Source organism: Apibacter sp. ESL0432 (assembly GCF_019469225.1).
Classification (GTDB): Bacteria; Bacteroidota; Bacteroidia; order Flavobacteriales; family Weeksellaceae; genus Apibacter.
On the sequence record NZ_CP048266.1, the window covers coordinates 1543265 to 1559332 of the forward strand.

12 protein-coding genes are annotated in these 16068 nt (G+C 30.4%); 4 read left to right on the forward strand and 8 right to left on the reverse strand.

Annotated features, from left to right (window positions below):
* The first annotated feature begins 212 nt into the window (after positions 1-212).
* Both GYM73_RS06515 and GYM73_RS06520 read left to right on the forward strand, forming a co-directional pair.
* Positions 213-1010, forward strand: coding sequence for a hypothetical protein (locus GYM73_RS06515; RefSeq protein WP_220233351.1), 798 nt, complete (start codon positions 213-215; stop codon positions 1008-1010).
* Positions 1000-2829, forward strand: coding sequence for a chloride channel protein (locus GYM73_RS06520; RefSeq protein WP_160564036.1), 1830 nt, complete (start codon positions 1000-1002; stop codon positions 2827-2829). The genes GYM73_RS06515 and GYM73_RS06520 overlap by 11 nt, the downstream gene beginning before the upstream one ends.
* Before the next feature lie 120 nt (positions 2830-2949).
* Here GYM73_RS06520 and GYM73_RS06525 read toward each other — a convergent pair whose 3' ends face one another.
* The 4 genes from GYM73_RS06525 to rpsA all read right to left on the reverse strand — a co-directional run bounded on the left by GYM73_RS06525 (position 2950) and on the right by rpsA (position 8315).
* Entirely contained in the window at positions 2950-4440 is a 1491-nt protein-coding gene (locus tag GYM73_RS06525) for an NAD(P)H-hydrate dehydratase (RefSeq protein WP_160542008.1), read from the reverse strand.
* A gap of 14 nt (positions 4441-4454) precedes the next feature.
* Positions 4455-4961 (reverse strand): DNA-3-methyladenine glycosylase, encoded by a 507-nt coding sequence (locus GYM73_RS06530; RefSeq protein ID WP_160566823.1) that lies wholly within the window; start codon positions 4959-4961, stop codon positions 4455-4457.
* Positions 4962-5263: 302 nt separating this feature from the next.
* Positions 5264-6265: a 2-hydroxyacid dehydrogenase gene (locus GYM73_RS06535; RefSeq protein ID WP_220233352.1), complete on the reverse strand. Its 1002-nt coding sequence runs from the start codon at positions 6263-6265 to the stop codon at positions 5264-5266.
* 256 nt (positions 6266-6521) lie between these two features.
* A complete protein-coding gene (gene rpsA, locus GYM73_RS06540; protein ID WP_105297958.1) occupies positions 6522-8315 on the reverse strand; it encodes a 30S ribosomal protein S1 in 1794 nt (597 codons plus the stop codon).
* A 615-nt stretch (positions 8316-8930) separates the two neighbouring features.
* Here rpsA and GYM73_RS06545 point away from each other — a divergent pair.
* Together GYM73_RS06545 and GYM73_RS06550 are read left to right on the forward strand one after the other, a co-directional pair.
* On the forward strand, positions 8931-9653 hold the full coding sequence (locus GYM73_RS06545) for a bifunctional 2-polyprenyl-6-hydroxyphenol methylase/3-demethylubiquinol 3-O-methyltransferase UbiG (RefSeq protein ID WP_220233353.1): 723 nt from the start codon (positions 8931-8933) through the stop codon (positions 9651-9653).
* The gene (locus GYM73_RS06550; RefSeq protein WP_160542004.1) at positions 9654-10370 is read left to right on the forward strand and encodes a ZIP family metal transporter; all 717 of its coding nucleotides are present in this window, start codon (positions 9654-9656) and stop codon (positions 10368-10370) included. It abuts the gene before it with no gap.
* A gap of 71 nt (positions 10371-10441) precedes the next feature.
* Here the strand turns inward: GYM73_RS06550 and GYM73_RS06555 are convergent, their stop codons facing one another.
* From GYM73_RS06555 to GYM73_RS06570, 4 genes are all read right to left on the reverse strand, one after another.
* Positions 10442-11719, reverse strand: a complete 1278-nt coding sequence (locus tag GYM73_RS06555) for an MFS transporter (protein ID WP_220233354.1) — start codon at positions 11717-11719, stop codon at positions 10442-10444.
* Positions 11720-11751: 32 nt separating this feature from the next.
* Positions 11752-14007 (reverse strand): TonB-dependent receptor, encoded by a 2256-nt coding sequence (locus GYM73_RS06560; RefSeq protein ID WP_220233355.1) that lies wholly within the window; start codon positions 14005-14007, stop codon positions 11752-11754.
* Between the two features lie 272 nt (positions 14008-14279).
* On the reverse strand, positions 14280-15095 hold the full coding sequence (locus GYM73_RS06565) for a histidine phosphatase family protein (protein WP_220233356.1): 816 nt from the start codon (positions 15093-15095) through the stop codon (positions 14280-14282).
* Between the two features lie 19 nt (positions 15096-15114).
* Positions 15115-16062 carry an endonuclease/exonuclease/phosphatase family protein gene (locus GYM73_RS06570; RefSeq protein WP_220233357.1) on the reverse strand — a complete coding sequence of 316 codons (948 nt, stop codon included), beginning with the start codon at positions 16060-16062 and terminating at the stop codon, positions 15115-15117.
* Between the last annotated feature and the right edge of the window lie 6 nt (positions 16063-16068).

A 16068-nucleotide genomic window follows, 5' to 3' on the forward strand; every position in this document is an offset into this window, starting at 1 on the left:
AATTAAATGTTACAGATCCATAAATTTATATTTTTTTAAAATATATAATCCTATTAATTATATCGTAATAATATAGTTACTTAGCTTTTCCAATGGTTTTTATATTTTATTTTTCAGGTGTTTATTTTTAACGGGCTTACCCTTACGAAATGCGCCTAAATATATATATTATAGGTAATATTTGTTTAATTTTGTAAGCTAATAAATTATTTATGAATAGTACTCTACAAAGTAAATTAGATAAATTAAAGGAGAATGGTTATAATTTATCTGTTAATCAAGTAATTATGGATGGGTTTACCGCTTGGAAAAATATTATTTTTTATGGAGTATTTAGTATTTTGTTTACCTATATTTTTACTAACTTAATTAATAATTTATTGGGTCGCTATCTAGGAACTAATATAATTGATCTGGAATTTATTAAAGCGATTAATAAATTAAATAATCCTCAAGCGTTCAACAAAATTATCCCATTAGTTCAAAACTATATATCTAATCCTTTAATAATTGTAAAAAATTTATTATCTTCAGTTATTGGCATTCTTTTATATCCCTTAACTGCAGGCGTTGTTTATTGTGCTTATCAAACAGATAGAAACGGAAAAGCAAGTTTTAAAGAGTTTATAAGTGGCTATCAAGGTACTAAGTTTTTTAAACTTATTGGATTAGCTTTCATTGTACTAATTTTGCATTTCATTAGTACTTTCTTTTTGTTTATTCCTTCTCTTTATTTTACGCCTGCTTTTATTTTAGCCGGAGCTTTTATAATTATTGATGATGTCCCCTTAATTCAAGCTATTACTTATAGTTTTAGAATCGTAAATAAGAAATTTGGAAAAGTATTTTTATTATTAGTAATATCTTGTTTGATTAGTAAAGTTTTAGGAATCTTTTTGTGTGTTGTAGGTATTATTTTCACATATTCTTTTTCTCAAGCCATAGTTTATTCTTTGTATAAAAACACTGTTGGCTCAATAGATGTTGATGATGAAATAAATGAAAATTAATCAATCTATTATAAAAAAACATTTTGAGTCCTATTGGGATTCAATTAAAAAATTACGAGTAAAATATAACATCGTAATACGAAAATTCAGGAATCAAAATCCTCAAGCATTTATTTACTTAGCAAGTACATTAATTGGAATAATTGGAGGAATAAGTGCGGTAATTTTAAAAAATTTAGTTAGTTTAACTGAAGAACTGATTTATCATAATAAAAATTTTAATTTCAATTATTGGACTATTTTTTTCCCTACCATCGGTATTATTTTGACCGTTATTTTTATTAAATATTGGGTTAAGATGGATATAAGTCATGGAGTTGAAAAAGTCTTATTTGCTATTTCCAAGAAACGTAGTATAATAGATAAAAAAAATACATACAGTTCGATTATAGCCAGTTGTTTAACCATCGGTTTTGGAGGATCTGTAGGTACCGAAGCTCCCATTGTATATACAGGAGCAGCCATTGGATCTAATATAGCCCAGGAATTTAAGCTTAACTTAAAATTAAGAACTTTATTCATTGCTTGTGGATGTTCCGCAGCCATTGCTGGTATTTTTAAGGCTCCGATAGCTGCCATTATTTTTTCGCTTGAAGTTATTATGATCGATTTAAGTATGTGGTCATTAATACCTATTTTAATTTCTTCAACCACAGGGGCTTTAATTTCTTATTTTTTATTAGGTGATAATATATCGTTTTATTTTGCAATTTTTGAGCCATTCGATAAATCAAAAATTCCTTACTATATAATTTTAGGTGTTATTTGTGGTTTTTTTTCATTGTATTTTATAAAAATCGGTCGTTTAATTGAGAAGAAGTTTTCTACCAGTAAAAGCATCTATTTAAAAGCTATTTTGGGCGGTTTAGCAGTAGGTATCCTTATCTTTATTTTTCCTCCGCTTTTTGGTGAAGGGTATATCGGGCTGCAACATTTAATGAGTTCTCACCCGGAAAGTATAGCAAAAAATTCTTTCTTTTATATATTGAGAGAAAATGATTATTTTCTTATTCTTTTTTTAGTAGGCATTTTGTTTATAAAAGTGGTTGCCAGTAGCTTTACTACTTCGTCCGGGGGTATTGGAGGGGTATTCGCTCCTGCTCTTTTTACCGGTGGAATTTTAGGTTTTGTATTTACAAAAATTATTAATCTTACTAGCTTCACCAAGCTTTCTGAACATAACTTTACTTTAGTGGGAATGGCGGGTGTAATGGCAGGTATCATGCATGCTCCCATGACCTCAATTTTCCTTATTGCTGAAATTACAGGCGGATATAGTTTATTATTTCCTTTAATTATTACTTCTACCATTGCTTATCTTGTGAAATATCATTTTGATAAACATTCTGTGTATACCTATAATTTAAAAAGAAATAATGAGATGATTACTCATAATAAAGACAAAGAGGCTATTCGTAGAATGAATATTAAAAATCTTATAGAAAAGAATTTCGTTAAAATTTCTTTATCTTTATCCTTTTCTGAGTTTATAAATGAGGTAATTCCTTCTTCAAGTAAAAAGTTTTTTATCGTTGAAGATTCGGATCAGAAATTTAAAGGATATATCATTTTGGATGATCTTATTAATATTTTGCTCCATAAGGAACGTTATGAAAGTTTACATATTGTTGATCTTATAACCCAACCGTCTGAGTGTATTTCTTTACTTGATGATAATGAAACTATTTTTAGAGTTTTCGATAAGTCAAAATCTTTGTATCTACCGGTTGTTGAAAATGATCAATTTATCGGAATGCTTTCTAAATCTAAATTATTGGATAAATACCGAAAATTAATCGTAGATTTTTCAGAAGATTAAGTTATTTATTTAATAATACATTACCGGAATTAAAAACTATTGGAATAATAGATTTCTTATGTCGCTAAGTATTAAGTGTAATGCCGGTAATGTTTACTAAAAAATTATTTTTATTTGTGTTTACTTATTTAATTCCAAGAAAACATCGGAAAGACACTGTATTATACTTTGAGCTGTCATAGCTTCTTGAGAAAATTTCTCTGAGGCATAATCTCCTGCTTTGCCGTGAATGTAAACCCCTAAAATAGCTGCCAATTTCGAGTCATAACCTTGTGCCAATAATCCGGTGATAATACCTGTTAATACGTCTCCACTTCCCCCTTTTGCCATTCCGGCATTACCTGTGGCATTATAATAACAAAGACCATCCGGTAATAAAATTGCTGTGTTATGTCCTTTAATGACTATAACAATTTCATGCTCTTTTGCTTTTTTCCTGGCAAGTTCGCATTGCTCTAAAGTAGAGTTAGTTTTACCAAACAATCGCTCAAATTCTTTAGGGTGTGGAGTGATTATAGAATTTTTAGGAACTAAATTTAATAAATCTTTGCTTTCTGAAATTATATTGAGTGCGTCAGCATCCAGAACCATCGGATTTTTTTCATTTTGCAGCATTTTTTCAAATGCCATTTTTGTTAAAACCTCTGTGCCTAGCCCCGGGCCTATACCAATGGTATAATTTTTAAATGGAATTTGTATATCTTCTATGTATTTATCTCCGCATGAGAAAAACATAGCTTCGGGAGCAACGGTTTGAAGTACTAAACTGCCGTATTCAGGAGCTCCGGTAAATACTAATCCGGTACCCACGCGTAAAGCAGACAAGGTGGAGAAGGTTATAGATCCCATTCTTCCATAGCTTCCCCCTATTATTATGGCTTTTCCGAAAGTTCCTTTATTACTGAACGGACTTCTTCTTTTATAATTTTTTTCAAAAAAATCATTTTCTATAAGGTAATTATCGGTTTGTTCATTTTCAATGAATTTTTTATCCAAACCTATATCCAGTACATGTATTTTCCCGGCGTATTGTGCTGCTTCAGGATGTAAAAAAGATCTTTTATAAAATTCAAAAGTCAAGGTTTCATCTGCCCTAAACACCGTTTGGTTTTCTTCAGGAAGTGAATCTGTAAATAATCCTGAAGGTATATCAATTGAAATTTTTATAGCATTGATTTCATTTAATTTTGAAACTATTTTTTCTGCTTCTCCTTTCAATTTGTTATTTAATCCTATACCAAATAAAGCATCAATAATAATCGCTTTTTCTTCATTAACTTCAAAATCGTCTCCTTCAATAAAATCTACTGATTTTGGAAATTTATCAAAATTGATCTGAGTATCTTCTGTAAAGTCAGAAGAGGATTGTATAATAAAAGCTTCGACATTATAATTTTCATTATTCAACAATCTAGCTAAAGCTAAACCATCTCCTCCATTATTTCCTTTTCCACAAAAAATGTAATAGGTATATTCGTTCGAGTATCTGCTTTTTAGCCATTCAAAACAAGCTAAAGCTGATTTTTCCATTAAATCTAAGGATGTTGTCATTTCACTTTCAATGAATTGACTTGCACATTCTTTTATTTGCGTTGATGTTAATATCTTCATAAGTATTGTTAGTTTCAAGTTATTATAAATCTCCAAAGTTTATTCTTCCAAATTTCTCCTGCATAGTCTATTCCTACTCGTACGGTGGTAATAAAATTTGGTTTAATTTGAGAATCTTCAACCCAAATTTTTTTAGAAGAAGCTAAATCTTCTCCATAAAAATCTTTATTTAACTGTAATAATTTGCCAACTCGTCCCGGACCGGAACATTCCTCAACGCCTCTTATTAATACTGCTTGAGGTTCGTTCTTTTTACCCGTAACAAAGTTTAGCATCCAATATATTCCATATATCAGATAAACATATACTTTTCCTCCTTCATGGTACATAATCTCTGTTCTTTTGGTTCTACCTTTACTTGCATGACAGGCTAAATCTTCTTCTCCTCCGTATGCTTCTGTTTCCGTAATAGTATATTTTACTATTTCTCCGGAATCATAAGCTCTTACGATTTTTTTCCCTAATAATTCCTGCGCTACAAAAAATGCTTCTTTTTGAAAAAATTTAGTATCGATTCTCATTTTATCTTCACATCGGTAAAAATAAGTACTTTTTTTGAATTATAAGTTATTAAAACAAAATTTGATTAATAAAAATAACATTTTATTTTATTTATCTAAAATCACCTGATAAAATCACGTTTTTTTTATTTATATATCAAACATTTATCAAATTATTTATAATTTTAAAAAAAATACTTAAAATATATTTTATTTTATAAAGAAATATAATATATATTGAATTTATTTTTTACTCTTTAGGAAGTTGAAATTCGATTTTATTTTCTTTTAAGCTTTCAAAAATGAAAATAAAGTTTCGCTACCTATACTAATTCTGCCGCTTTATTTTCAATACTGTTGTTATTGCTTAACTGTCTTAAGTTATCTAATGTTACTAATGCTATTTGTGTTAATGCTTCTTCTGTGAAAAATGCCTGATGCGCCGTTACTAAAACGTTAGGGAACGAAAGTAATAATTGTATTTTGTCATCTTCAATGATGGTTTCAGATAAATCCCTAAAGAATAATTTATCTTCTTGTTCATAAACATCAATCCCTAATGCACCAATTTTTTTAGATTTTAATCCGTCAATAATATCTTGTGTATTAATTAAACCTCCTCTACTGGTATTAATTAAATACACGCCGTTTTTCATTAAGCTTATCGTACGTTTGTTTATTATGTGATGTGTTTCAGGGGTTAAAGGGCAATGTAAAGAAATTATATCGGATTGTTTTAATAACTCTTCTAAGGTAACGTATTGAAATCCTTCTTTTTTTAGTTCTTCATTGGGATAGACATCGTAAGCTAATACGTTTGTCCCTAAGGCTTTTATTGTTTTACAAAATACTTTACCAATATTACCTGTTCCTATAACACCCACCGTTTTTTTATAGATGTTGGTACCCAATAATCCATTAAGGGAAAAATTTTGTTCTCTAACTCTATTATATGCCTTATGTGTTTTTCTGTTTAAGGTTAAAAGCATCGCCAATGTATGCTCTGCTACTGCTTGAGGAGAATATGCAGGAACTCTGCATACTTTTATTTCATATTTTTTTGCAGCTTCTAAATCTACATTGTTGAATCCTGCATTTCTTAATGCTATATATTTAATTCCTCTTTTTTTTAGTTTTTTAATTACCCCTTCGTTTAATTTATCATTTACAAAAACGCAAATGGCATCGGTTCCTTCTTCAATTATATTGACTGTATGTTCATCCAAATTGGGTTCAAAATATTCTAAATCAAAATTAAAATTTTTGTTACATTCATTAAAGAATTTTATATCATAGGGCTGTGTTGAAAAAAATGATACCTTCATATTTAAACTTTTATCATTAAACTTAATTTTTATATAATTACAAATATTGTACAAAATTATATATAAATTTTTTCCGGTATAAAGTTTATTTTTTTAAAGATAAAATATAAAGAGGCGGTATAATAGGTAATAAATTTATATTCAATAAGTTAATCTAAATAACAAATTTACATATTGGTTATATTAAATAAAAAAAGAACCGTAAATAAATACGGTTCTTTATGAATTATTTTAGGAAATGGTTGTATTATAAGGATTATTGTCCTTCTTCCATTTTTCTTTTTAATTCTTGTAATTCGTCTAAATCACCTAAAGTAGATTTTTCAACAGTTTGATTTTGTGATTTAACTTGTTTTTCAGTTTCTTCTCTATTTTCTTCTTCACGGAAAGTTCCGGTATGAGAAACTACAATTCTTTTGAATTCTTTATTAAATTCAATTACTTTGAATTCAGTTTCATCTCCTTTTTTAATTTTGGAACCGTCTTCTTTTTCTAATAATCTAGATGGACAGAAACCTTCTACTTCAGCATCTTCAAATTGAACAGTAGCTCCTTTGTCGAATAGCTGAACTACTTTACCTGTGTGTACAGTTCCTTCAGCATATTTAACTTCGTATTTTTCCCAAGGGTTTTCTGTTAATTGTTTGTGACCTAAGCTCAATCTTCTAGCATCAGTATCTAATTCTAATACTACTACATCTAGTACGTCACCAACTGAACAGAATTCGGAGGGATGTTTAATTTTCTTAGTCCAAGATAGATCTGAAATGTAAATTAACCCGTCTACTCCAGCTTCTAATTCAACAAATACTCCAAAATTGGTAAAGTTTCTTACTGTTCCTTTGTGTTTAGAACCAATTGGATATTTTGCTGTTATATCAGTCCATGGATCCGGAGTTAATTGTTTCATACCTAAAGACATTTTTCTTTCTTCTTTATCTAAGGTAAGAATAACACATTCTACTTCATCTCCGATTTTAACAAAATCTTGAGCTGATCTTAAATGAGTAGACCAAGACATTTCAGAAACATGTATTAATCCTTCTACTCCCGGTGCAACTTCTACAAAAGCTCCATAGTCTGCTAAAACAACTACTTTACCTTTGATTTTATCTCCAACTTGTAAGTTTGGATCTAATGCATCCCAAGGGTGTGGTTCTAATTGTTTCATTCCTAATTGGATTCTAGATTTTTGATCATCAAAATCAAGAATTACCACATTAACTTTTTGATCTAATTGAACTACTTCAGATGGATGATTTATTCTGCTCCAAGATAGGTCTGTAATGTGGATTAATCCGTCTACACCTCCTAAATCAATAAATACTCCGTAAGAAGTTATATTTTTAACAACTCCTTCTAATACCTGACCTTTTTCAAGTTGTCCGATAATTTCTTTTTTCTGATCTTCAATATCTGCTTCGATCAATGCTTTATGAGAAACAACTACATTTTTAAATTCGTGGTTAATTTTAACGATTTTAAATTCCATAGTTTTTCCTACGTATTGATCGTAATCGCGGATTGGTTTTACATCAATTTGTGAACCCGGTAAGAAAGCTTCTATGCCAAATACATCTACAATCATTCCTCCTTTAGTTCTTGATTTTACATAACCTTCAACGATTTCGCCGGTCTCATGAAGCTCATTAACTCTATCCCATGCTTTAAGCATTCTTGCTTTTCTATGAGAAAGTTGTAATTGACCGGTTTTATCTTCTCTTTGAGCAACCATAACTTCAACCTCATCTCCAACTTTAAGATTAGGATTGTAACGGAACTCATTCAAAGAGATAACTCCTTCTGATTTAAAGTTTATATCAACGATTGCTTCTTTGTCAGTAATACGAACAACTTTACCTTTGAAAACTTGATTTTCGTCAAGCTCTCTCAAAGAAGTATCATACATTTTTTCTAACTCAGACTTTTCTTTTCTATCCTCAGCATTTAATCCGGATTCAAAAGAATCCCAGTCAAATTGCTCAGGAGCAACATTTGCATTTTTAAGAGTTTCTTGCTCTTCTACTAAATTTTTAGTCTCTTCGGACATATTTTTATAAACATTGTATTCCTTTGCTTTTCAATGTAAGATAAAGGCGAAATTGATGCTTAGGAAGTGGTTATACTTGATGTTATTACGATTTTCTTACTTTCGCCAAATCGAGGCGCAAATATACTAAAAAAATTTTAATTAAACTTAATTTTTATCTTCTTTTTTACTGATTTACTTTAAGTTAATCAATATTTATTAAAAATTATTACCTTTTAGCTCATAGAAATATAAATAATTAAAAAAATAGTTTATTATACCTTTATTTAATTTATTAACCAACTATATTTCAATTGACTACTATCAAAAAAACTAATTTTCTTTTCAAAAATCCTAAGTAAAAAATATTAACAATTAAAATAAAATCAAATGTTAAATCCAAATAATTTTTTGTTCCCCTATGAATTCGAGTATCATGAACACAAAGCCGTATAAATTTATATTCCCGGTTCAATTATTAAATTATAATACAATATAAATTACTACTAGTAGTGATCTTTCAGTTTTTAAAATTAAAATAAGTTAAAATAAGACTTATCTATTATAAATAAAAAATCTTACTAATTCTAGGAATAATGTTATTAATAGGTAAAAAAATTGTATTAAATTTGAGGTATGGATTGGTTTGCAGAATGGTTTAATACTCCTTATTATCATATATTATATAAAAATCGTGATGATCAGGAAGCTCAAGAATTTATAACGAATTTATTAAAATATCTTGCCTTACGTAAGGAAAGTAAAATTTTAGATTTGGCTTGTGGTAAAGGTAGACATAGTATTTTTTTAAATAAATTGGGATACGATGTTATCGGCGTTGACCTTGCACCGGAAAGCATTGCTTATGCAAAGAGTTTTGAAAATGAACATCTTAAATTCTTTGTTGCAGATATGAGAAGAAGTAATTTCCCGAACCATTTTAATGCCATTTTCAATTTATTTACCAGTTTTGGCTATTTTAGTGATGATGAAGATAATTTAAAAGTTTTTCAATCTGTTTTTGAACAATTGTTAAGTAAAGGAATATTTGTGATGGATTTTATGAATGTTTCCTTAGCAATGGATACACTAGTTAAACAAGAGGACAAAGAAGTAGACGGTATTTTATTTCATCTGCAGAGGAAAATTGAAGATGGATTTATTATAAAAGATATTACATTTCAAGATAAAGGTAAAAATTTTCATTTTCAAGAAAGAGTAAGAACTTTTAAACTGAATTATTTTGAAAGTCTGGCCAAAAAAGTAGGATTTACTTTAAAAAATGTATTCGGTGATTATCAACTTCTCCCATTTGAAGAAAAAAATTCTCCCCGTCTAATTTTAATTTTTAAAAAATAAATGGATTATATCGTATTGATTTCTGCTGTAATCATCGGAGCAGGAATAGCTTATTTTTTCCAAAATAATTCAAAATTTAATAAACAACTTTTAATGTTTAGTGCGGGATTGCTTTTAGCAATTACTGTATTAGACATGTTTCCTTCCTTGTATATAGATGGAGGAATAAATGCAGGAATATGGATTATTATCGGGGTTTCCATACAATTAATCTTAGAAGGATTATCTAAGGGAATCGAACACGGTCACTTACACAGCTCGGAACATCATACGGACAGCGTTATTCCGATTAGTGTAATGCTGGGTTTGTTTATTCATTCATTTTTAGAAGGAACTCCATTGGAAGTTCATCATATACATAATCATGGTGCTCATGATCATTCCATGCATTCATCAAATATTTTATGGGCGCTAAGCATCCATAAAGTTTCGGAATCCATTGTTTTATCTACTTTTTTATTTTCTTTACCTATTAAAAGGATATATTCTTTCTCTATTCTCGTTTTGTTTGCCGTTTCAGCTCCTATTGGGGCTTTCTTTGGTTCATTCTTAGATCCTCATATTTATCCTAAATTATTGGGTATCGTAGCCGGAATTTTTTTACATATTTCTTCTGTGATTATATTTGAAAGTAATGAGAAGCATTCTTTAAATTGGCAAAAATTACTTTTAGTATTTAGTGGAATGTTCGTAGGTTTTTTAATTTCTGTAGTTTAAAATATGCGGTTTTACCTATAAAAAAATTCCCCTAAAATGTTAGGGGAATAGATCTTTATATAAAAATATGATTAGTTGACGGGTATATCTTTATTTACATTTTTACTTCCGATTAATGCATAATAAAGGATATAAGCAAATTCTATGATAATTAACCAATAACTGGATAAAAAGCCAAATAAATCAGCAAAATAATTTTGTATGAGGGGCAAAATTCCTCCTCCACATACCATCATCATAAAAATTCCGGATGCTGCTGATGTGTATTTTCCTAATCCTTCTACCGCTAAATTAAATATACCTCCCCACATTACGGAAGTACACAAACCACACAATACAAAAAATACGATGGTAATAGGTAATTCTGCAAAACCTATAGATATATCCGATTTAAATACTGGCATACTTACCGTAGAAGAAATAGGACTAATAATTGCTAAAATTATGAATATTAAACCGAGAAGTGAAGTAAAGGCCAACATAGCCTTACTGGAAATTCGAGCTCCTAATGATGCTCCTATTAATCGACCAATGAGCATTAAAAACCAATAGGTTCCTACCACCGTTCCAGCCACAGTTGTATCAATACCTAAACCTCCTTTGTCTGGTGCAGAAGTCATAAATAAATTGGCGGTATTGGGAATTCCTACTTCAATACCTACATATATAAATATGGCTACTACTCCTAAACAAAAATGTCTAAATGAAAATGCGCTATATTTTCCTTCAATTTTTTCTTTTTTATCTAAAAAAGGTTCCGGTATATTTACCAACAACAACACGATAAAGGCAAGGATAAAAATCCCCATAGCCAAGAAAAGAGCGGGATTTGCTTCTTTTATGGTTGCTCGAGATGCATTTCCGATTAAATATCCTACTAACACAGGTACAATAGTTGCTCCCATTGAATTTATTGAACCGCCTAATTGTAGCAAAATATTCCCTTTTTTACCACCTCCTCCTAACGTATTTAACATAGGATTTACAACGGTATTTAACATACACATAGAGAAACCGGAAACAAAAGCTCCGATTAAATAGGCAACAAAACTTTCCATTCCTCCGGATAAGTATTGAATTCCAACGCCTAAAAATCCAACCACAATGGCTACTAAGGCTGTTTTTTTATATCCTATTTTTTGTAACAGCATACCCGCCGGAATACCCATAAATGCATAGGCTATAAAGTTTGCGGCATTACCCAGTTGAGACATAAAGTTGGATGCCCCAAATTGATTTTTGACAATTATTCCCATCGGATTTTGTAAGCCTGTTACAAATGAAATCATAAAAAACAGGGCAAACATCATTGCTATAGGTAATGCGTAATTTTTTTCTTTATTAGTCATATTTAGTATTATTTTTTAATTATTATTATAGGTTAAAATGAGTATTTAAGACCAAACTCAACTGTAAAAGGACGGATGTATGTTCCTGAAAGAATAGTTCCTTCCTTCTTTTTAGCTTCTTCGGAAGTTAAAATCAAATCAGAATCTCCCATATCTCCTTTAGCTCCCCTTTGATTGAATAAATTTATCACAGTTGAAGAAAAACTTAAGTTTTTGGTAATAGCATATTGTAACCCGGCAAAAGTTTCCCAACGACTTGCAAAATATATTGTATTCGGTCTGTTCGCATATTGTTTACTGAAATATCTTGCACTCGCCCAAATCCTTAAATCTTTCCAAACATAGCTCGGATCAATCTCTAATAAAACTTTAGAAATACCCGTTACATATTTGTCTGTGAAATCATATTTAGCTGCTGCACCGTCTTTAAATTTAACTTCTCCGACAAAATTTTTATATTTTGGACTTTGTAAAGTGATCAAAAAGTGTAATTCAAAGTTTTTTATGGGTTTTGATATGATATCTGTAGTCCATCCTATGGTTTCAATATCATAATTAGTAGTTTCTCTTTTCACTTCTCCCGGATTATTGGGATTGGAAAAATTTACTGTTGAACGATATTCATTACGGGTGATATAGGTTGCCTTAGAAACTATACTTGCTAACGGATGATTGAAATATACTCCAAACCCTGCAGTAGGTATTTTAGATTTTTTAATTTTAGGATCAACTCCAATGTTATAGTATTCTAAGTGTCCGGCTTGTTCATTGTAATTAACCTCACCTAGTAAACCAAATTTAGGGGTCATTTTATATACCGCATTTAACATATAGGATTGATTAACCCAATCTTTATCAATATCAATTTTAGGTCCTGTTAATGTTTGCAATCCTAAATTTCTGTCCTGGTAATCTCCCCGTAATGCTTGATACTCAATACGTCCACCCAAATTTAATTCTAATTTATCGGCCAATAACCATTTATCTAATATATATAATGCTAATTTATTTTCATTTCCATTATGATATTCTAATCCTTGATTTAAATTAAAATCTCCATTGGCATTTGCCGTACCTCCTACTTGAATTAATTTTCTTGGATTCGGTGCCACCTCTTGAAAATACATAGCAGATTCTGTAGCATATTTATCCACTTTATAATGCCATTCGTTTAAACCAACTTTCAAATCGTGGTTTCCTATCTTTTTACCTAATTCAACAGTACCCGTTATAGATTTAACAGGAGTTTTTCTGGTTGCTAATATTAATACCCCTTGTGCGTTATTTCCCATATAAGCTTCTCCCGTATCAGCATATACATACTCTCCCGGTTTTGCTTCGGAAACTCCTGCCATAATGGGTATGTAAATTCCCACTTTGGATGAATGGTAACGAACCATGTAATTTAAATAAAATCCATTATCAAATTTGTTATTACCCAGTAAATCAACTGTATGGGATTCTGTTCCGAAATCGTCTAATATATCTTTTTCCACCAAATTTCCGGTAAAAGCATCCATTAATGTTATTTTTCCGGATCTTTCATGATACGATTTCCGCCCAATTTTAAATCCCGATATTTCACTTACATCCCCATCTTTTCCATACATAAAAGGGCTGTAATTATACGTTAGATTTTTAACATTAACATATTTATATAATACTGAAACAGATCCTTCTCCTCCTCTGTATTTATAGTCTTGAGTTAAGGCCATTTTATACATTTGAGTTTTATCGGCATAATATTTATCTATAATTGATGGTTTAAAAGTTCCCGGATCAAAGCTCAGATAAGCACCGGCTGAATATTTAAGTCCCTTAGTATTTATAGGTCCGCTCACATTTGCACTTCCTCTCATTAATCCAAAATGATTGGATTCCAGGTTAATTATACCTTGAAGCTTATCTGTGCCTAGATTATCAAACGTATTTAAGGAAAAACCTACATCTCCAATATTGATAAAGGTTTGTCCTAAGTCAAATAAACCCGTACGATTAAGGGTAACATCGGATCTCCATGCTTTAGTAGGTAGTTCCGGCCAATAGTGGCATACTACCGGCAGACCATTCTCAAGAATAGTAGTACCTCCTACTGAAGCGGGTAGACCGATATTTACATCCCTGGGACCGGTACTATTTGCTGCATTTAACATGACATTCCTATCATTTTTCTGTTCTATGTCTACTTTTATCGTATCATTTTTTGTTTGATTTTGACTATATATTTCATTGGTACTTATCAGTAATAAAAGTACTGATAATGAATATATACTTTTTTTATTTCTCATCTTTTATAAATTTTATTTCAGTGGTTTCGTGCTCTGCTCTTTTTTATATACACAGAGTTTTATGTTCTTTGAAATTGATGAATTATAACAGTATCAAACACTAAAAATTTTTAAGCCGACTTAATGATAGTTTTTTCATGAAAACCATATATTACAAATAAATTAAAGTATTTATACTATTATGTAAATGCGTATGCGTATAAAACATCTTATTCAATTATTTAGAATGCAGTAAATTTTAATTGATCTTTAACTTCTTATTTGATTTATTTTTATTTGCCTAATACCTTTTTTCCTTTTTCCACATAACTCATATCTCCAAAAGATTCAATCGTAAACTTTCCGTCTTTGTAGATTACCTTGGAAACTGCTGCATTTCCCATATGTGTACCTGTTATTTTTTTACCGCTACTGTCTAAATCTGAAAGAAAAACGCTAATTGCCATTCCATGAGCGACTAATAATATGTTTCCTCCTCCTGATAAAGCCTCTTTTTCTGCTATTTCACGAATGGCTTTCTGTCCTCTCGCTTTAACATCTTCATAATTTTCTCCTATTCCTAAGGTTTCTAACGTTTTAAATGTGTTCATGGCTTTCTTTAATATTTCAGGATTTTTTGCCATATCGGCAAAAAGTTCTTTTGATGATTTATAGTGTAAGTAGAGAGCCGCATCCCCCCACATTTTCGAGTTTAAATCACCTTCGTAGCTACCAAAATTGGTTTCCCTTAGTTGAGGTACTTCTGTTATTGCTAATTTTTCTTGACCTTTAGTATCTAAGACTATACGAGCTGTTTGTCTGGCCCGTCCTAAGTCACTGGAATAAGCTGCTTTAAAATTTACATCTTTAATTCCTTCCCCTAGAAACTTAGCCACTTCCACTCCTTCGGGTGTTAAAGGGGTGTCTGCCCAACCTTGCACTCTATCCATGGTATTCAATATAGTCTTACCATGGCGGGTAACATATAAGATTACCGTCTTATCTTGTTTCGATGCTTTTTTATTTTGCCCATAAACTTGTGGGTTAATTGATACGGTCAATAGTATGAAAACTATCAACTTAACGTTTAGTAGTACAGAGTTTTTCATTTATTTACATTTTATTTATTTAATTATTAAAATACAACACCACCGGATAATGATCTGAATAGAGATCAGTAAATTCATCTTTAATTACATCACATTTTATAAGATCTTTTTTCATATTTCCGCTAACATAGAGATAATCATATCTTACCGGAGATTTAGATTGATCATAAAATAATTTTGTTGGCGCGGTCGCTTCAAATTCAGGATGGAATAAACGAAGTGCATCTATAAATCCAAAATCAAGTATTTTTTGCTGGATAGTATAATCTAACTCGTTGTCTTTACCTAAATTCAAATTATACGGTCTTTTCTTTCTGTCTTCCCGTATAAAATTTCTGAGTTTATTATCTTTATATGCACTTTTATCCAATGGAGAAACTGAATTTAAATCCCCCATAAACAACCATTTATCATTAGATGGTTTGGATTGGATGGTAGCTAAAATTTGATCCACTTCATAACCTCTTTTCTCAGATGAAAATGGGTGAAAATGAGTAACTATAAAATGATATCCTTCAATTTCAGCTTCTATATATCCATGAATATTATTATCTAATACCCGATGAACATTTACAATCGGATATTTTGAAGTTATAGCCACCGGAAAAGTTACAGAGCCATCGGTAGAAGGTTCTCTGACAATAACACAATAAGGGTGACCATAACTTTCAGCTAATTTTCTTAAATTTTTTGGATTCGCTCCTTCAGGGGCAAACTCATAAATTCCTGCAGTAAATCCATTCATTTCCTGCAAGGCCAAAATATCCGGATCTTGTTTACGAATCCATTCAGAAAATTTGGATTTATCTTTGGTTGAGTCCTGTTTCATTCCCCAGTATACATTATAGCTAATCAACTTTATTATTTTCTTTTTGGTAATGCCTTGTGCATGAATATGGCTTAAAGGAATTAGAAGGAATAAAAAGAAAACCAACCTATATTTAAAATGAATCCAATACTTGCTCATTTTTTA